The sequence below is a fragment of the Paraburkholderia terricola genome (genome assembly GCF_900142195.1).
Lineage (GTDB): Bacteria > Pseudomonadota > Gammaproteobacteria > Burkholderiales > Burkholderiaceae > Paraburkholderia > Paraburkholderia terricola.
Genome location: NZ_FRAB01000011.1, coordinates 48,905 through 66,995, shown reverse-complemented (window position 1 = coordinate 66,995; position 18,091 = coordinate 48,905). Strand labels below are relative to the sequence as shown.

The following is an 18,091-nucleotide window of genomic DNA, read 5'->3' as shown; positions in this document are numbered from 1 at the left end:
GCACCAGCGAGCAACCAACCAGCAACCATTCACGCGGACATCTTCCCATCGGACTCGTCATCCGCATGGTCCACCGCCGCGCCCGCCGCATCGCGCATGCCATACGCGGTCATCAGCCGATACAGCGTGACGCGCGAGATGCCGAGCGCCGTCGCGGCTTCGCCCAGCCGGTTGTTGTAGCGCCGCAAGGCGGTTTCGATCGCGCCGCGCTCGGCCGTTTCGCGGATATGGTCGAGCGTCGCGGTTCTCCTGTCGGCAGGCGATTCGAGATCGAGGTCGTGCGGCGTCAGCAGCCGGCCTTCGGCCATCACGAGCGCATGGCGCACGCGATTGATCAACTCGCGCACGTTGCCGGGCCAGTGATAGTGGCACATGGCCTCGATCGCCGACGGCGTGAAGCCATGAATCTTGTGCGTGCTGTCGGTCTTGTACTTCTGCAGAACGTGGTGCGCGAGCACTTCGATATCCGCGCCGCGCTGGTTCAGCGGCGGTTCGTCCACGCGCAGCACGCACAGGCGATGGAACAGGTCGGCGCGAAAGCGTCCGTCTTCTATCGCCGCTTCGAGGTCGACGTGAGTCGCTGAAATGATGCGGATGTCGACCGCAATCGGCTCATTGCCGCCGAGCCGCTCGATCTTGCCTTCCTGCAGGAAGCGCAGCAGGCTCGCTTGCGCTTCGAGCGGCATGTCGCCGATTTCGTCGAGAAACAGCGTGCCGCCGTTGGCCGATTCGATGCGGCCTATCTTGCGCCGGTCCGCTCCCGTAAACGCACCGCGTTCATAACCGAACAACTCGGACTGGAGAAGATTGTGGGCGATCGCGCCGCAATTGATCGCCACGAACGGCGCCTTGCGGCGCGGCGAGCGACGGTGGATCGCGAGCGCGGTGAGTTCCTTGCCGGTGCCGGACTGGCCGGAAATGAACACGCTGGCGCTCGTGTTGGCGACCTTGCGGATGGTGCTGAATAGCTGCCGCATGGCCTCGCAATTGCCCACCATCTCGTCGTCGTCCGCGAGCGGGGTTCCGGCGGCGGTGTCGAGGTAATCCAATGCCGCCATGCCCCGAGCGTGCCCGAGCACGCGCGCGATCGATTCGCGCGGCAGCGGCAGCGTGACGTAGTCGAAACAGTAATTGCGGATCAGCTCGCGCACCGGCTTGCTGGCCGCCTGACCATCGGCCGTGACCGCTACCCAGCCGATCGCGGTTTGGCTCAGGCAGGCCTTGAGCACGGAAAAGTAGCGCAGCGTGAAGCCGTCGAAATCGATGAGTCCGGCGGCGGCGCCGGTCTTTCTCGTCGCGGCCTCGGCGCTGGCGGGGGTTTTCGCCACGACCACGTCCCAGCCGGCCGCGCGCAGGTCCGCGAGAAGCGCGTCGTCCGGCGTGCGAGCAACACAGATCAGACGGCGCCGAGTGTCGGGCAGGCGCGCGGGAGCCGGCTCGGCCGGACCGGCCGTCGCGCAGACGACCGTTGCAGCGCGCTCGGATGACTTTCGCACGGTACGTCCCCCTTCATTCTCGCGTCGGTGCGCGCCCGCACACCTGTTGCCGCGAGGAGCGTGAAACGCCCCCTCAGCAATAACGTCCGGATTCGCCCCTGGACGTATCGGTACTTTCCCCGGCGACCTGCGATGCACGAACACCCGATGCACACCGCCGGTTCGAGCACCTTCTAACCGCCGCCGCTCAACGTGGGCAGCAACACCCGGTAGATGTGGATGAACGCGGGCCCGAGCAGAACCGTGAGCAGCGCGGGAAAGATGCAGAAGATCAGCGGAAACAGCAATTTCAGCGCGATCTTCGCAGCCTGTTCCTCGGCCCGCATCCGCCGGCGCGTGCGCAGCGTGTCCGACAGCACGCGCAACGACGAGCCGATGCTGGTGCCGAACCGTTCGGCCTGCACCAGCATCGCGCAAAACGAATCGACATCCTCGACGCCCGTGCGCAGCGAGAGATTGCGTAGCGCCTTTTCCTTGGTAAACCCGGAGCGCATTTCGAGCAGCATGAGTTGCAGTTCGCTCGCGACCACCGGGCTGCGCAATTCGATTTCTCCCGCCACTTTCATCAAGCCCGCGTCGAGGCTGAGACCCGCTTCGACGCACACGGTCAGCAGATCGAGCGCGTCGGGGAAATCCTCGAAGATGGTTCGCTTGCGCCACGCGATGCGCCGCGTCAGCACCACGTTCGGCAGGTAGTAGCCGAACGCGGCGAGCAGCGCGAGCGTGCCCATGAACATGTACTGTTGCGCGAAGAACGACGTATTGGACAGCAACACGAGCGCGATCAGCGGCAACGCGAGCGCAAGGATGGTCTTGGCGGCGAAATAAAGCGCGGCGGCTCCCTGCGTGCGCCAGCCCGCGTTCATCATTTGCACGCGCAGCGCCGAGTTTTCCCAGCCTTCGGCCGGGATCGACAGCTTCGAGATCGGCTGCGAAATCTCCGCGAGCTTTTCGAGCCAGGCGGACCCGGTCGACGTACTGCCGGGTTCGGACATGGGCAGGTTCGCGCCGCCCGCCTGCTCGATGCGCCGGCGCATATCGCGTGGCGAGAGCAGCAGCATCGCGGCGAATGCCGCGCCGAACACCACGGCGAAAAGACCGGCTAGCAACAGCATATGCATCGAGTCGAGCGTTTGCATGACAACTCCCTGGTATCTTGTTACGCGACACGCCTGCGAGGCGGGCGCGTCAGACGCGAATCTTCACGATGCGCCGCATCCACATCACGCCGAACAGCATGGAGAAGGCCAGCGTCTGCAGCATCTTGATGCCGGCCGGGTCCTGCCACAGCACGTCGAGAAAGCTGGGGTTCAGGACCATCATGAAGCCGGCGGTGACGAACGGCAGCAGGCCGAGGATCCACGCCGACAGCTTGCCCTCGGCCGACAGCACGCGGATCTTGTCGAACAGCTTGAGGCGCTCGCGGATCAGCGTCGCGATGCCGTCCAGCACCTCGGCGAGATTGCCGCCCGTTTCCCGCTGGATCAGCACGGCGATCACGAAGTAGCGCAGATCGCGAACCGGCACGCGCGTCGCCAGATTCAACAGGGCTTCGTTCAGCGAGACGCCGTAGTTGATCTCGTCGAACGTGATGCGGAATTCGCCGCCCATCGGCTCGGCGAACTCGGTGCTCACCATGCCGATCGCGCCCGAGAACGCATGCCCCGCGCGCAGCGCGCGGCTGATCATGTCGGCGACGTCGGGCAACTGGCGTTCGAGTTGACGCAGCCGCTTGCTGCGCCGCCGGCTCACGTACAGGAACGGAATCGCCGAGGTGGTGAGCGCGCCGAGCGCGGCGAACAGCGTCGGCACCGGTGCGAACGTGGCCGCCCCGAGCACGGCGGCCGGCAGCACGAGGCTCGCGCCGAACAGCCGCGCGATCGACCACTTGAGCCCCGACTGCTGGATCCACAGGTCGAGCGTCTGGATGCGCGGCAGCCGCATCAGCAGCTTGTCGAGCGTTTGGGACTCGCTCAGCATGCGGTTCTTCAGGATCGTGAGGCGATCCTTATGCACCTGGCCGCCGGCGGACAACGCGCGGATTCGCGATTCGATCCGGCGCGCGGAAGGGCCGTGACGATTGTTCCACCACTGGTAGCCGCCCTCGAGCGCGAGCACGACAGCGAGGAACAGCAAGATGGCGAATGCGTAGAAGATCGGGTTCATGCAGGTCTCCTGAGACCGCGACGAGTCAATGAGCGGATCGGCCTCGCCGGATCAACGGGTTTCGAAGTGCCGTCCCGGATCGTAGGTCTGATCGGGCAGGTTGATGCCGAACGCCTGCAGGCGCTCGGCGAATTTGGGCCGCACGCCGGTCGCGCAAAAGTACCCGCGCACCGAACCGTTTTCGTCGATGCCGGTCCGCTTGAACGTGAAGATTTCCTGCATGTTGACGATGTCGCCTTCCATGCCGGTGATCTCCTGGATGCTGACGATCTTGCGGCGTCCGTCGGTCAGGCGGGCCGCCTGTACCACCACCGAGATGGCCGACGAAATCTGCTGGCGCATGGTTTTGGTCGGCAGCGACAGGCCGCCCAGGTTGATCATGTTTTCGAGGCGTGTGAGCGCATCGCGCGGCGTATTCGCGTGGATCGTGGCGAGCGATCCTTCGTGACCCGTGTTCATCGCGTTGAGCATGTCGAGTGCTTCCGGCCCGCGCACTTCGCCGAGAATGATGCGGTCGGGCCGCATCCGCAGCGCGTTGCGCACCAGCGTGCGCTGCGTGATCTCGCCGCGCCCCTCGATGTTCGGCGGGCGTGTTTCGAGCCGCAGCACGTGCTGCTGGCGCATCTGCAGTTCGGCGGCGTCCTCGATCGTGACGATGCGTTCGTCGTCGGGAATGAAGCCCGACAGCACGTTGAGCAGCGTGGTCTTGCCGCTGCCGGTGCCGCCCGACACCAGCACGTTGACCTTCGCGCGCGCCAGCGCATCGAGCACCTCGGCCATCGGCGGCGTCAGGCTTTGCAACTCGATCATGTCGGAGACCTGCAACGGATTGACCGCGAAGCGCCGGATCGAGAGCAGCGGTCCATCCACCGCCGAGGGCGGAATGATCGCGTTCACGCGCGAGCCGTCCGGCAGACGCGCGTCGACCATCGGGCTCGATTCGTCGATGCGGCGCCCGACGCGCGACACGATCTTCTCGATCACCTTCATCAGATGCGTGTCGTCGTAGAACGTCACGTCGGTCAGTTCGAGCCGACCCTTGCGTTCGACGTAAGTGTGCTGGTACGTGTTGACCAGAATGTCCGACACGGTCGGATCGCGCAGCAGGCTTTCCAGCGGACCGAAGCCGAACATCTCGTCGTACACGTCGATCACCAGTTGGCGGCGTTCAAAATCGTTGGCCGGCGCTTTCTCTTCTTCGAGAATGCGCGTGATGAGCGTGCCGATTTCCTGGCGGACCTGATCGGTCGGCAGGCGAGCGAGACGTTCGAGTTCGACGCGCTCGAGCACGCACTGATGTATTTCGCGTTTGAGCTTCTGGTAAGCGCCCCGCGCCATCTGATTCGACGAATGGTGGCTGCTTTCGCGCTCGGCGAACGGCTGCACGCGTTGAGCGGAAATCTGTTCACGCAGCGACATGGTGTGTCTCCCTGTTGTGTATCACATAGCCTTGAGTTTCGGCGCCGGCTGGCGGCCGAAGAAGCGGCTCAGCAGCGGCTCGCTTTTGACGCGGCTGCCTTCGGGTCCCGCCGAGAGGCTGACGATGTTGCCGGCGAGCGCGAGCAGGCTGCGCGACACGCTGCTAGTGCGGCTCACCTTGGTGATCGGCACGCCGTGATTCACCGATTCCAATACCGTGTCGGTATCCTCCGGGATCACCTGGTACGGCCGCATGCCGAGCACTTCTTCGAGCGCGGCGCGCGCGCGTTCGCCGTGGCGCGTGTAGCGGTTCAGCAGCAGCCGCGTGCGGTCGGCCGGATAGGCGAGCGACGCGAGGATTTCCTGCAGACGCCGGCCGGCTCGCACGTGCGGCATGCTTGCCTGCAGCACGAGATGAATCTGGTCGCTGCGATCGAGCGCGAGGATGGAGAGCGCGTTCACGGACTGGCCGAGGTCGAAGATCACCATGTCGTAGCGCGGAACGGCCACGCCCAGGATCCATTCGAGCCTTTCTTCCTTGATCTCCGACGCCTTGATCGGATCGCCCGCGCCGGCGAGGATGTGGAACGTGTCGCTCACGTGCACGAGGCAGGCGTCGAAGAAAGCCGCGTCCATGCGCTCGACCTGCGCGCACATTTGCGGCAGCGTGGAGGGCGCTTTTTCCTCGGTCACGAGAAACGCGGCATCGCCGAAAAGCTGATTGAGGTCGATTAGCAGCACGCGTTTTTTTTGCGTTTCGGAGATCGCATGCGCGACGTTGCTGGCAATGAAGCTGGTTCCCGCGCCGCCCTTGCAGGACAGGAACGAAACGATCTGCGTCTCGTGCGCGCCATTGAGCGCCCGCTGACTCTCGATGCGCGAGAGCGCGTCGCCGAGCGAGGCGCGATCGAGTGGCCAGCCGAGCACGTCGCGAAAGCCCGCGCGCATGGCTTCGATCAGCGTCTGCGGCGACGCGTCGGGAATCAGCAGAATGCTGGTGACGTGGGTGCGCCCGCTGCAGAGCCTCGCGACGACCGGCAGCTCCGCGGCATCGAGCGACGCGGCGTCGACGATCAGCACGTCGAACGCGTCCAGGCTGTCGCCGCGCTCGATCAGCAACGACGGCCTGCCTGCCACGCGCGTGGTGCGATAGTTGCCGCACTCGCCGATCAGACGCACGATTTGCGCGAGCCGCGTGGCGTCTTCCGAAGTGATGAGAATGTTGATCATGATCGTGGTGGCCTGGTTATAGGAAGTTATTGACAGACGGTGCCGCCGGTCGACGTCGCGAGGCTTTCGCGCGGCAGCGTGGTGGTGAGCGGCGGCATCGTGAGCGTGAGCGGCACGAACGGAATCATGGTTTGCACGCTGACGTTGGTGACGCTGACGGTAACGAGCCGGCACGTGTTGCGCGCCGTGGCGGGGTCCGCGTCGCAGCCGGTCGGCGTGTACGCGACGTTCACGTTGGACGAGGCGAGCAAGGGCAATAGGCTGGTCATCTTGCTCTTGATCACCGCCGCGTTGGCATCGCACACCACGGCGGTGCGCGCGCCGAGACGCACGGCCTCGCTCGCGGTGTTCCAGTAAAACAGCACGCGGCTGAATTCGCAGATGCCGATCAGCACCGTGCAGAGAATGCCGGCAACCAGTGCGAACTCCACGACGGCGGCGCCGCGCTGCTTGCGCAGCCGCCTCGATACGGATAACGGTAGCGGGTTCATGACACTTGCCTCATCACGGTAACGATGTTGCCGAACGTCAGGCCCACCAGGTTGAAGTAGGTGAGGAGCGGCGAGTACGGATACCCGGCGATCTTCACTTCGACCAGGTTGATGCTGCCGGCGGCGTTCGAGGGGCCGACGCCGTTGTCGTTGTCGTAGGTCGGGACGTTGGCGAACTGCGGCGGGTCGGACGGATCGGTGCAGCCGCTCGTGTGCGCGCTGTCGCATACGACCACCATCGAAGTCGTCAGGCCCGACACGAGTTCGGTTCCGCTGCCCGACGAGGGGCACGTCGTGCTGCCGTAGACGGCGAGGCACTGAGCCTGCGCGAGCGGGTACGCGCTATCGGTCGGCAGGTAGGTGGACAGATAGCGGGCCGCGTCGCGCGTCGCCTTGGTGAGCGCTTCGTACTGGTAGATCGCGTGACCGAATTCGGCCACGCCGGCCACGAGCGTGACGAGCGGAATCAGCACGATGGCGAATTCCACCGCGGCCGCGCCGCGCATGCGCGCCAAACGGGAAGAGTGTTTTTTCATGACGGCCCCTATTGCAACAGCACGGGAACTTGCGGTCCGACCGAGCTGCCGGAGCCCGGCACGCCCTGGGTCGCGCACGGGCTTCCCGCCATCGACGACGAACCGCGGTACTCGAGATGGACAGGCCCGGCGGTGCCGGTGGAGCCCATCGGATCGAGCATCAGCACGCAATCCCACGTCACGACCGGGGCGCTGTGGGCGCTTGCCAGCGTGCCGCAATCCAGTTCGGGGGCGAGCGCGAGACGCCGGTCGGCACCGAGCGGATAGTTGCCAGCGCTGTACGTGCCCTTGGTGTCGACGCCGGAGCCATTGGGGCCACTGTCCCCCTGATAGCTCTGAAACGTGTTGCGCTTGCTGACGAAGTCGCTATAGGCGTTGAACTGTGCGCCAAAGGTGCTCGCCGTGTACGCATATCCCGTGAAATCCGGCGCACCGTCCTGAGGTCCCTTGAACGAGGTGCCGTAGATCCCGAAGCGCGTATTCCATGCACCCGCGTCGGCGACCTTGTTGCCGGTCGAGCCGATGCTCGCGCCGACCGCGGGCAGGCTGCAAAAATTCCCCGTCAATTCGTTCTTGATCGCGACCGCATTGCTGCTGCCGTCGAGGGCGGCCCAGCCAAAATTGCCGGGGCCGCTGGCCGGCGAGGAGCCGCTTTTCGACGCGATCCACTGCCCGATCGTATAGCTCGCGCCCACGATGGGCGGCGTGACCTCCGTTCCCGGCTTGCAGATGAAGACCGGAATCGCGCAGGTGGTTTGCGCCGCGCCGACGGTCGCGACCGCCGAAGCGGAAACCGTCGCGTTGGCGATGGTCGCGCCGGTGAATGCGCCGAGCACCTGGATGAACCAGTGCGCGATGTTCGACTTCGACGTCGTGCATTTGGCGTACTTCATGCTCGCCGGGCTGGCGACGGCGCTCTTCGGCAGGAACGGGTTGCTCAGCGAATCGCTGAACAGCACGCTGCTGTCGGTCGTCAGTTGCACCGCGCCGCTTTGAAACAGCGCGTAGTTGAGGTGGCCGGCCGTGATGCCGGCGGCCTCGGGCACGGACAGATTGACGGTGGCGCCGGTGAGATCGCGCGCGGCCGCCAGCGCGCAGGCATCGGCGCTGTTCTGCAACTCGCTCTTGGCGACGTACAGCTTGCCGAGATCGAGTGCGAGACCCACGAAGCCGATCAACGCCACCAGCGACACCGCGACGATGATCGATACCGCGCCGCGTTCGCCGCGGCGAGCCGCGCGGTATCCCCCTGATTGTTTTACGCGATACATGACGCCCCCCGGTGCATGGTGTCGTTACTGGCTGCCGCCCCCGCTGCCGACGCCGATGACGAATGCATTCGGTGTCGGCACGGGTTGTTGAAACGACTTGTCGTAGGTGTTCATCGCCGAGGCCGCGGCCTTGCCGTCCACGCCCTGTGCCGCTTGCGCGTGTTCCGCCGCGTGCGGATCGATGATCTGCGCCTGGGTGACGCTTTTCAGCGCCTCGCCGATATGCGCATCCCAGATCGGCGTGCTGGTCATGCAACCGCTGAGCGCCGCGCAGACCGGCACGATGAGCGCGGTCCAGCGTGCGAAAGCAAAGTGTTGGTGTTTCATGAGATTCCCCTTGGCATCACATCAATGTTGGAGCGCGCTGCTCGAAGCGTCCGCTTTCGCGACTTCCTGCTTCGCCGTGCGCGCGGCGATCCGTGCCGCCGCGCTTTCGATGCGGGCGGCGCGAGCGGCCTGCGCGGAGTCGGCGGATGGCGTCGGCGTCTCCGCCAGCGGTTCCACGGTGACCGTCGTCGCCGGCACCGCGGCCGACGTGACCGGTGGCGCGTCGGGCTGCCGCAGCACGGTTTCCGTCGGTTCCTGACGCGCCGGCGCGGGCGTGGGCTGCGGTGCTTGCGGCTTCACGGAAGCCGGCGCGGTAGCGGGTGCGGTAGCAGGCGCGGCGGCGGGTGTGGCGTTGGCAGGCGCGGCGGCGGATGCGGCAGGTGTGACATTGCCAGGCGCTGCGTTCTCCGGCGTCGCGGCGCTGGGCGCGGTGGTCGCTGCCGGCGCTTTCAGCTTCGGATGACGGCCTTCCATGTTGCCGGTGGCGTAGACATCGACCGCGTTGGCCGGCGAGAAGCTGTCGGTCGGCAGCGGATAGTCCGCGGTCTGCAGCGGCTTGACGAGGTGCGGCGTGATGATGAACACCAGCTCGGTCAGGTCCTGCTGGAACGACGTGCTGCGGGCCAGCGCACCGAGCACCGGAATTTCGCCGATGCCGGGCACCGCCTTCAGCGCGCCGGTGACGTTGCTCTTCATGAGCCCGCCGATTGCGAACGATTCGCCGTCGCTCATCTGCACGACCGTGGACGCGCGGCGTGTCGTGATGAGCGGCAGGATCGACACGCCGCTCACGTTGGTCGCGCTGAGCGTGATGCCGGTCGGCGAGAGCTCGGAGACTTCGGGCGCGACCTTCAGGCTGATGCGGCCATTGGCGAGCACCGTCGGCGTGAACTTCAGGCCCACGCCGAATTCTTCTTCCTGCAGCGTGATGGTCGTCGCGCCCGTGCTGCTGCTCTGCGGCACCGGAATGAAGATCTTGCCGCCCGCGAGGAAGGTGGCTTCCTGTCCGCTGATCGCGACCAGATTCGGCTCGGCGAGAATCTTCACGAGGTCGTCGGTCTTCTGCGCGTCGACCGCGAAGCCGAACGGCCGGTTGTTCGCCTTGTTGCCCGCGGCGAAGCTGGTTACGCCGGCCAGCAGATTGCTCACGAGCGCGCCGCTCCATGAACCGAAGCCGCCCTGAATGTTGAATGCGGCGCCCATCTGATTGATGAGCGTCTTCGACACCTCGGCGACCTTCACTTCGAGCATCACCTGTTGCGGCGCATCCACCACCATCATGTTGATGACGTCGGCGGGTTTGCTGGTGCTCGAGCTTTGCTGGGCCACATTGTTGCCGTTGCCCATCGTGCCGGTGCCGCTCTGCGATTGCTGCGTGGGCTGGGCGCTCGCGTGAGCCTTGGCGATTTCCATCGCCTGCTGGGCAGCCGGCGAACTCGACACGTGGCCGCCGAGCACCAGGTTGCCCGCCGCGGTCGACACGCGGATGCCGCGCTCCGCGGGCAACAGTTGCCCGAGCGATTGCTGCACGCCGTTGGCGTCGATGTTGACGATCACGTCGATGATCTGGCAACTGCCGCTGCGTCCCTGCACGATCATGTTGGTCGTGCCGACCGCCATGCCGACGAGGTACAGCGTGCGGGGCGATACCAGCGTCGCCTGCACGATCGTCGGATTGCCGAGCGTGCGGTTGCGGACCGCTTCGGCGAGCGGCAGCAGGGCCGACTTGCCGACCGGTACGACGACGCTGGTTTGCTCATGGACCGCGCCGGTGCAGTCCGGGCCGCGCAGCGGCGCGGCCGATCCGCCGGCCGGCGTCGGCGCCGCGGCGAGCATCATCTGCCCCGGCACGCGGCCGCCCGGCAAGGGCGTGTTCGGCCGCGCTTTGGCGAGCGCCGGACCCTCGAATGCTTCCTGCGCCATGCTGCCTTGCGCAACCAGTAATCCGGCGCACAGTGCCGAGGCGACTACGACGCCACCCAGCGAGCGGCCACGCTTTGCGCCGCCGGATGAGAACCCCAGTTTCGTTTTCATTTCTTCATCCCCCATTCCCGACATCTTGTGAATCGAGATTTCTGATCTTTGCTTGGTGGTGTCAGCTGCGGCGTTCCGTCTTCGCGGATGCCGCCGCGTCCGGTTTAGAAACATTCGACACTGCCCAGCACACCCGAGAGCACGCCGACGCAATCGCGCTTGACGGCCGGCCGGGCGGCGTAACGCACCTTCGCCGGCTGAACCGGCAAGGCGGCCGGCGCCGAGGCGGGCACGGCGGCGGAGGTGCCGAGCAAGGTGAATTTGGTGGCGCCGACGGTCGGCAGCGTGGCCTTGTCGATCTGATTGCGCAGCACGAGCGAGAGCGTGCCGACGCTGCGCGCCAGATCGAGTTTTTCCGCCTGCACGGGCGAGACTTCGAGCGTGACGGCGTTGACGACCTTCGGCGCGGTATCGTCGCGATTCACCTGCTGCGCCACCGCGAGCACCAGGATCTTTTCCAGCACGATCTTCGAGATGCTTTGCTGATCGGCCTTGCCCGGCTCCTGCGTGTTCACGATCACGTCGACGTAATTGCCGGGCAGCGCGAAGCCCGCGACGCCGACCACGTCGTTCACGCGCACCGTGATCGCGCGGTTGCCTTCGCCGATCACGGCCGACAGGCCGCCCTTGGTGCCGATCGGCGCGAGCTTCGATTCGATCACCGGCTCGCCGCGGCCGAGACTCGTGCGCACGACGCGGCCCTCCAGCGCTTTCGGATCGGTGAACGCGCCGGGCGGCACGCTGCCCGTCGGCCAGTTGACGGTGCGGATCAGGCCGGCGTTGAGCGGCTCGCCGAGATTGACGTCACCCGCGGCGACCGCGATCGGCGTGATGGCGCTCGACGAGGTTTGCATCAGCCACCGCGAGGCGAAGACCACGGCAGCGAGACCCGCCAGGACGGCGATGGCCAGCATGACTAAAGCGCGACTGTTTTTCATGGTGATACTCCTGCGTAGGTCGTTGGACACTTGCCGGTCAACCGGCGGCCAACTGTCGGCCCGGCCGGTCGGCCGTGGGTGGGTAAGAGGCGTCGTGGTCGGTCGCGATGCCGAAGTAGTTATGCCAGGCGTCGCGCAGTCCTTCTTCCGTTACTTCGCGCGCCGCGCCCCGGTAGTGCGCCGCGGCGGAAAACAGATCGAGCAGGTCGCCGGGATAGCAGGCGAGGAACGGTCTGCCGCTCGGGAAGTGCAGGTTGTGCAACAGGTAATCGAATACGGCCTGGCTCGCGGTGAGTTCGAGCGCCGCGCAGCGGGCGTTGAAGACCGCGTGGTAGTCGTCGACCGATAACGGGCCGACGTACAGCTTCGAGCCGAGCCGGCGCAGGAAGGCGTCGTCGAATTCGCTCGGCGTGAGGTTGCTGGAGAACACCGGCCAGACGTCGAACGGCGCCATGAAGCGCGAGCCGGATTGCAGCGTGAATTGATCGACGCCACGATCGAGCGGCATCAGCCAGCGATTGAGCAGTTCATGCGGCGCGATGCGCTGGCGGCCGAGGTCGTCGACGATATAGAGCCCCATGCTCGCCTTCATGTGCGGCGGCGCCTGATAGAAACCGGCCGCGGCGTCGTAGCGCAGGTCGAGCCCCTCGAGCGTCAACTCGCCGCCGGAGATCACCACCGGGCGGCGGCACATGCGCCAGCGCCGGTCGGCGGTCGACGCCGGCTCCTGCTCGGGCGCGTCGCGGTGCACGAGCGGGTCGTAAAGCTGGATGATTTCGCCGCCCACGAAGAGCGCGTAGGGAATCGGCACGTTGCCGCGCAACAGCAGGCCGAGCCGCTCCGCGAGAAAGGTCTTGCCGCTGCCCGCGAGGCCGTGCAGCAACAACGGCCGTCCCGCATTGAGCGAGGCGGCGGCGGCGTCGAGCAGCGCCGGATCGATGACCACGTTGTGGAACGCCGCCCGCACCTCCGCTTGCGTGATGCGCAGCCAGCGCACCGAATGTTCGCGCACGCTTTGCACATAGCTTTCGAAGACGACGGGTGCGGGGCCGCAATAGCGGCAGCGCGCCATGTCGTCCTGCGCGAGCGTGCGGCCGCTGTCCGTGAGACGAACCTGCACGTCCATGTCGGTCGCGCCGCGGTGTGTGATTTCCAGAAGATGCTCGCGCACGAGAAAGGCCAGCACTTCATCGAGCACGCCGATGGACAAGCGGTGCCGCTCGGCGAGTTCGGCGAAGCTCGACTTGCCGTACAGCAGCGCTGACTTGAGCACGAGGCGGCTCACGAATTCCAGAGGCAAGCCCGTTTCGGCCAGCGTGCGCGGCGCGCGCAGCGACACGGCGGATTCCTCCGCGCGACGCCCATGCGAGGGCGCCGGCTCGGGAAGGCGCGTCACCTGGGCAAGCGTCGCGCTTTCGATGTTGTGCTGGTTCATCGCTCTTTTCTCCAGCGCCGTTTGCCACTGGCGCTACAGGCTGTACCGCTGTTAGCTGCCTCGTATCGAAGGCAACCCCGGATTGCTCGGCTACGCAGCCGATGCGAACAACACACCTAATGTCCCGGCGGCAATGGCGACGCCGTAGGGCAGTGATCCAACCGATTCGACCTGCAGGTGCTCACGATTCCTCGCCCGTTGTGCGGGGCGCCACGCGCTCGTCGTCATGCACCAGAGATTCACGAGCAACTGCCGCATGCGGCCTTGACGCAAGGCGACCCACAGCGACCAGATTCCGCCGATGACGAACGTCGCCAGCGCGATGCGCACGGTCAGCGCCGGTCCGACCCAGGCGCCGATCGTCAGCAGCAGCTTGACGTCGCCGGCCGCCATGCCGCGCAGCAGATAGAACGGCAGCAGGACCGCGAAGCCGGTCAACGCGCCCATCAACCAGTCCGCGCCGCCCGCAAGCGGGCCTTGCAGCCAGAGCTGCACCACCAGCGCGGCGGCGAGGCCGAGCGCGATGATCCGGTTAGGTATGCGCCGGCTGGTGATGTCCGTGCTGGCGGTCACGATGGCCAGCGCGATCACGCATGCGGGAATGGGTTGGGGCGGCAGTAACATGACGTGTCCGGTCTCGTTCTTCTGCGTTCATGCAAGCGCCGCCGCGACCTTCGTCGCGATGCGCTGATAGAGATCGCTCACGGAGCTGCCCAGTGAAGCGACAGCGCCGAGGACCGTCACCGCGATCAGCGACGCGATCAACGCGTACTCGATCGAAGTCACGCCGCCTTCGTCTCGCAGAAGCTGCTTCACTACGTCGCTCCATGCATGCATGGCGATCTCCTGAATGGGTTCGTTGCCGGGTCCCGTTTGGCAACGGGCCCGCAACGATCTTAAGGAAGACGGGAGAGACGGAAAAACCGCTCACCCGTCAATCCCGTCTCACAGGTCGTTTCCGATCGTGGTGAACACTGAGTCCAGCTTTTCGCCAACGGTCTTGACCGCACCGATGATGACGACCGCGATCAGCGCGGCGATAAGTCCGTATTCAATGGCGGTGACACCATCTTCGTCACGAACGAAACGCTTGGCTTGGGCGATGATGTTTTGCATGGCTAACTCCTTTGGATGGCAACAATAAGCCCTTGACCTGAACAGGCTGAGGGAAGGAACTACAAAGGAACTACAGGGCACTACGGAAAAAACCGGCGTCGAATCTAGACCTGACGTGTCGGTGCGCGCGCAAGAGCGTGCAAACCGGGCGGGGCCGAGGATTCCTTGCGAGGAAACGGATAGGGGAGCGTGAGCGCGGCGATCGGCCTGGCGCACGGTCCATGAAGATCACCTTCAGCGCGTTGGTGCGCGCCGCGGACGATCGATGCAATGGCAGCAGGGAACGTAGCGTTCGAGTCGCTGTTGCGACGGTGGGTCCGCCGCTTGGTTTGATGGTTCTTCATCTCGTGGTCCTCTGCTTCGTTGCTCGTTATTGGCTTCCGGTGTGAGCTGGAGCCCGCTAGTCAGTCGGCGACCACCCTCTGTTCCATCCACACGCGCTGTGATGTTCTTGCAGCAGCGCATGCGGACGAACTTCCCCGTGGCTGACTTCCGTCGCGGTTCAGGCTCTCGCTCGTCGCTGCTGCCTGAATCGCATCGGTCGTCACGTCGTCGACTTCCGCGCTTTCCCCTTTGCAAGCTCCAGGCCAGCGACCCCAAATGCCAGGAAAGACGGCGTTGACGCCGATTCGCCCGCGCTTCGGTTGCGTTCCTGAAGCACAGGTTGTCTCCGATCTGCGACGTTTTCGGGTGCCGGCCGGCCACGCTGAAAAACCCGAAAAGGCCCGCCAATCAAGGCGCTGCGCAAAATTTCTAGCGATTTACCCTGGGACGAGTTCAACGCCTCGGCGGTCGATATCGGGAGGTTTTCAATCGGCTTGCCAGCCCAAACCGTTGCATGCGTGAAACATGACCTCTTCGGCACGCTCGAAATCGCGTCGAATTTCCGCTTCGAGGGGTTGATTTCGGACCTGCCTCGGCTGGGGAGGAAAACGATGGGTTGAAAGTCTGAATATTTCCTACAACAATGAATCGACCGTAAGCGCGCGACGTTCACTTCGTTAGCTTAGGAATAGAAAGAAAAAACGAATCGACCGGATGAGTAGAAAAACATTCGGACCTCATGTGAGGCGGGGATCATGTACTTTGCAGATCGGGGACCACTCGATGCGGACCGTCGCATCCACGGCTGGCTGACTCGCGAGCGCGTGCTGCTGTACAGTTGCGCGATGCTCGTCGTGTGCGCCATCGTATTGGCGGCCTGGGCCTGGACCAGTCACGGCTTCATGGCGGATAACACTACGCGTCCGGGCATCGATTTTTCGGTGTTCTGGACCGCGTCGCACATGATGCTGAACGGCACGCCGGCCGCCGTCTACGACTATCCGACGTTTGCACGCGCCGAGTCGGCGCTATTCGGCGCATACGTCAATCACGGTTTTTTGCCGTGGCTCTATCCGCCGACGCTGCTGCTGCTCGTCGCACCGCTTGCCCTTTTGCCGTACGTCGTTTCCTATGTGCTGTTCATGGGCGTTTGCGCATGGCTTTTCGCAATCGGCACGCTCGGCGTGAGCGGCCTCGCCGCGCACTTCCATCGCCCGCGAATCGCGGCGCTCGTCGTGCTTGCCTATCCCGGTGTGTATATCGCGGCGGTCGTCGGACAAAACGCGCTGCTCACCGCCGCGCTGATGGCGTTCGCCGTTCGCTGGAATGAGAAGAATCCGGTACTGGCCGGCATTTGCATCGGCTTGCTCGCGATCAAGCCGCAATTGGCCGTGTTGTTCCCGATCGTGCTGATCGCGACGCGCGCCTGGAAGACGATGGGCGCAGCCGCGATCACCGCCGCCACGTTTGCGGGCGTCAGCGTCCTCGTGTGCGGCACGCAATCGCTCCACGCGTTCATGGCCAGCGCCAGCTTCGCGCGAGAGATGGTGCTGGAGAGCCGCATGCTGTACTGGTTCGCGTCTCCGACGCCGTTCGCCACGATGCGTCTCGCGGAAGCATCCATCGTCATGGCTTATGTCGTGCAAGGCGGCGTCGCGCTGATCGCTGCCGCAGCCACCTGTTACGTATGGCGGCGCACGCCCGACCTGCGCATGCGAGCCGCGGTAATCGCCGTGGCGACGATGCTCGCCAATCCCTACCTGTGGTTCTATGAACTGACGTGGCTCGGCGTCGCGCTCGCCTGCCTGGTGGTAAGCGGTCTGGAAAAGGGCTGGCGGCGCGGCGAGCAGACCATGCTGGTGATCGCGTGGCTGCTGCCGATCTACGAATACCTCAATCGCCTGACACTGCTGCCGCAAATCGGACCGATGGTGCTGCTGCTGGTGCTGCTCGTCATCGTGCGGCGCGCGCGGCTTGACACAGAGGTGACGGCATGAATCCGCACGCGTTCCGTCATGCGCCGTCGAAGTCACGGCCTTTGCCCGCATTGCAAATGGCGGGTCCGCGGCGGCGTCCGCATTGGCTCAATGCAAACCGGCTGCGGCTCTATCCGCTCGTCGTGTTCGCCTGCTTCGCATTGTTCGTTGCGATCTATCTGTTCCGCCTGAACACGCAGAGCGGGATCAGTCCGCTCATGGTGGACTTCCTGCCATTCTGGAGCGCGGCGGTCATGGCTCTGCAGGGGCATGCGGTCGACGCCTATAACGTGCACGCGCTTTCGCTGATCGAGATCGGCGCGATGCCGCATTTCGCGACGGTCGACGGCATCCTGCCGTGGCTGTACCCGCCCAATGCGCTGCTCATGATCGTTCCGCTCGCGCTGCTTCCTTATAAGCTGGCGGCGGTGGTGTGGCTCGGCGGCGCGTATCTGCTGTTCGTCAAGACGATTCGCACGATCTTGCCGGACCGGCAGGCCCTTCTGCCCGCGCTGTTCTTTCCGGGCGCGCTGTTCGTCATCACCGTCGGGCAAAACGGTTTGCTGACGGCCGCGCTCGCCGGATGCGGCCTCGTGTGGCTGCGTCGCCGCCCGGTCGCGGCGGGCATCTGCTTCGGCCTCTTGTGCATGAAGCCGCAACTGGTGGTGCTGTTCCCGCTGGCGCTGCTGTGCTCTCGTTCGTGGCGCGCGCTGGCCGCGATGGTGGTGACGGCGGGGGCCACACTCGGCTTCTCGCTGCTCGCATTCGGCACCGGCACGCTGGGCGCATTCCTGCATAACACGGGGATCGCCACCTACAGCATCGAATCGGCGCACGCGACGCTCGCCCGCATGCCGACCCTCTTCGCGCTCGCGACGCTGCTGCACGCGCCCGCGCTGCTCGCTTATGCGGCGCAGGGCGCGTGTGCGCTGCTCGCCGCGGCGGCGGTCTGCTACGCATGGGGACGCGAAAGCTCGCACGCGCTGCGCGCCGCCACGCTGGTCTGCGCGAGCCTGCTCGTGAGCCCCTATCTTTACGACTACGACCTCGCCTGGTATGGCGTGTTGATCGCGTGGTATTGCCGGCATGCGCTGGCCGAAGGCTGGCGGCGCGGCGAACGCGAATGGCTGGTGGTCCTGTGGATCGCGCCGCTTGCCGGCATGCTGATCGTCGCCATGGGGCCGTTCCAGTTCATGCCGTTGATCTCGCTGACCACGCTCGCGATGCTGGTCGGGCGCATCGCGGTCGAACGGCGCGCGGCGCCGGTCTTGCAAGCTTATGTGGACGAGTGAGGAACGAGTAACGGCTCATCCGCACGAGGCGTCAAATCAG

Annotated in this window: 17 protein-coding genes; 2 read left to right on the top strand and 15 right to left on the bottom strand. The window is 65.3% G+C overall.

All coding sequences use genetic code 11. From position 1 onward, the window contains the following. Positions 1-29 precede the first annotated feature (29 nt). The 15 genes from BUE39_RS12015 to BUE39_RS11945 form a co-directional block, all read right to left on the bottom strand. Positions 30-1,496, bottom strand: coding sequence for a sigma-54 dependent transcriptional regulator (locus BUE39_RS12015; RefSeq protein WP_176035742.1), 1,467 nt, complete (start codon positions 1,494-1,496; stop codon positions 30-32). 173 nt (positions 1,497-1,669) lie between these two features. Further along, positions 1,670-2,635 carry a type II secretion system F family protein gene (locus BUE39_RS12010; protein WP_073428887.1) on the bottom strand — a complete coding sequence of 322 codons (966 nt, stop codon included), beginning with the start codon at positions 2,633-2,635 and terminating at the stop codon, positions 1,670-1,672. Positions 2,636-2,684: 49 nt separating this feature from the next. After that, complete coding sequence (locus BUE39_RS12005) at positions 2,685-3,662, bottom strand: type II secretion system F family protein (protein WP_073428886.1); 978 nt, start codon at positions 3,660-3,662, stop codon at positions 2,685-2,687. A 51-nt stretch (positions 3,663-3,713) separates the two neighbouring features. Next, the gene (locus tag BUE39_RS12000; protein WP_073428885.1) at positions 3,714-5,081 is read right to left on the bottom strand and encodes a CpaF family protein; all 1,368 of its coding nucleotides are present in this window, start codon (positions 5,079-5,081) and stop codon (positions 3,714-3,716) included. A 21-nt stretch (positions 5,082-5,102) separates the two neighbouring features. After that, a complete protein-coding gene (locus tag BUE39_RS11995; protein WP_073428884.1) occupies positions 5,103-6,311 on the bottom strand; it encodes an AAA family ATPase in 1,209 nt (402 codons plus the stop codon). A 26-nt stretch (positions 6,312-6,337) separates the two neighbouring features. Beyond that, positions 6,338-6,802, bottom strand: a complete 465-nt coding sequence (locus BUE39_RS11990) for a TadE/TadG family type IV pilus assembly protein (protein ID WP_073428883.1) — start codon at positions 6,800-6,802, stop codon at positions 6,338-6,340. Continuing rightward, a complete protein-coding gene (locus tag BUE39_RS11985; protein ID WP_084561398.1) occupies positions 6,799-7,308 on the bottom strand; it encodes a TadE/TadG family type IV pilus assembly protein in 510 nt (169 codons plus the stop codon). Before BUE39_RS11985 ends, BUE39_RS11990 begins: the two co-directional genes overlap by 4 nt. A gap of 38 nt (positions 7,309-7,346) precedes the next feature. Further along, the gene (locus tag BUE39_RS11980; protein ID WP_073428881.1) at positions 7,347-8,609 is read right to left on the bottom strand and encodes a pilus assembly protein TadG-related protein; all 1,263 of its coding nucleotides are present in this window, start codon (positions 8,607-8,609) and stop codon (positions 7,347-7,349) included. 24 nt (positions 8,610-8,633) lie between these two features. Then, positions 8,634-8,936 carry a hypothetical protein gene (locus tag BUE39_RS11975; RefSeq protein ID WP_073428880.1) on the bottom strand — a complete coding sequence of 101 codons (303 nt, stop codon included), beginning with the start codon at positions 8,934-8,936 and terminating at the stop codon, positions 8,634-8,636. A 21-nt stretch (positions 8,937-8,957) separates the two neighbouring features. Next, the gene (locus BUE39_RS11970; protein ID WP_073428879.1) at positions 8,958-10,970 is read right to left on the bottom strand and encodes a type II and III secretion system protein family protein; all 2,013 of its coding nucleotides are present in this window, start codon (positions 10,968-10,970) and stop codon (positions 8,958-8,960) included. A 104-nt stretch (positions 10,971-11,074) separates the two neighbouring features. Then, a complete protein-coding gene (gene cpaB, locus BUE39_RS11965; RefSeq protein ID WP_073428878.1) occupies positions 11,075-11,908 on the bottom strand; it encodes a Flp pilus assembly protein CpaB in 834 nt (277 codons plus the stop codon). 37 nt (positions 11,909-11,945) lie between these two features. After that, positions 11,946-13,343 (bottom strand): ATPase, encoded by a 1,398-nt coding sequence (locus tag BUE39_RS11960; RefSeq protein WP_073428877.1) that lies wholly within the window; start codon positions 13,341-13,343, stop codon positions 11,946-11,948. A gap of 90 nt (positions 13,344-13,433) precedes the next feature. Continuing rightward, positions 13,434-13,967: an A24 family peptidase gene (locus BUE39_RS11955; RefSeq protein WP_073428876.1), complete on the bottom strand. Its 534-nt coding sequence runs from the start codon at positions 13,965-13,967 to the stop codon at positions 13,434-13,436. 27 nt (positions 13,968-13,994) lie between these two features. Next, the gene (locus tag BUE39_RS11950; protein WP_073428875.1) at positions 13,995-14,180 is read right to left on the bottom strand and encodes a Flp family type IVb pilin; all 186 of its coding nucleotides are present in this window, start codon (positions 14,178-14,180) and stop codon (positions 13,995-13,997) included. Between the two features lie 108 nt (positions 14,181-14,288). After that, positions 14,289-14,459 carry a Flp family type IVb pilin gene (locus BUE39_RS11945; protein WP_073428874.1) on the bottom strand — a complete coding sequence of 57 codons (171 nt, stop codon included), beginning with the start codon at positions 14,457-14,459 and terminating at the stop codon, positions 14,289-14,291. 1,079 nt (positions 14,460-15,538) lie between these two features. Here BUE39_RS11945 and BUE39_RS11940 point away from each other — a divergent pair. After that, the gene (locus tag BUE39_RS11940) at positions 15,539-16,780 is read left to right on the top strand and encodes a glycosyltransferase family 87 protein (RefSeq protein WP_073428873.1); all 1,242 of its coding nucleotides are present in this window, start codon (positions 15,539-15,541) and stop codon (positions 16,778-16,780) included. Next, positions 16,777-18,051 (top strand): glycosyltransferase family 87 protein, encoded by a 1,275-nt coding sequence (locus BUE39_RS11935; RefSeq protein WP_073428872.1) that lies wholly within the window; start codon positions 16,777-16,779, stop codon positions 18,049-18,051. The genes BUE39_RS11940 and BUE39_RS11935 overlap by 4 nt, the downstream gene beginning before the upstream one ends. Positions 18,052-18,091: the final 40 nt, after the last annotated feature.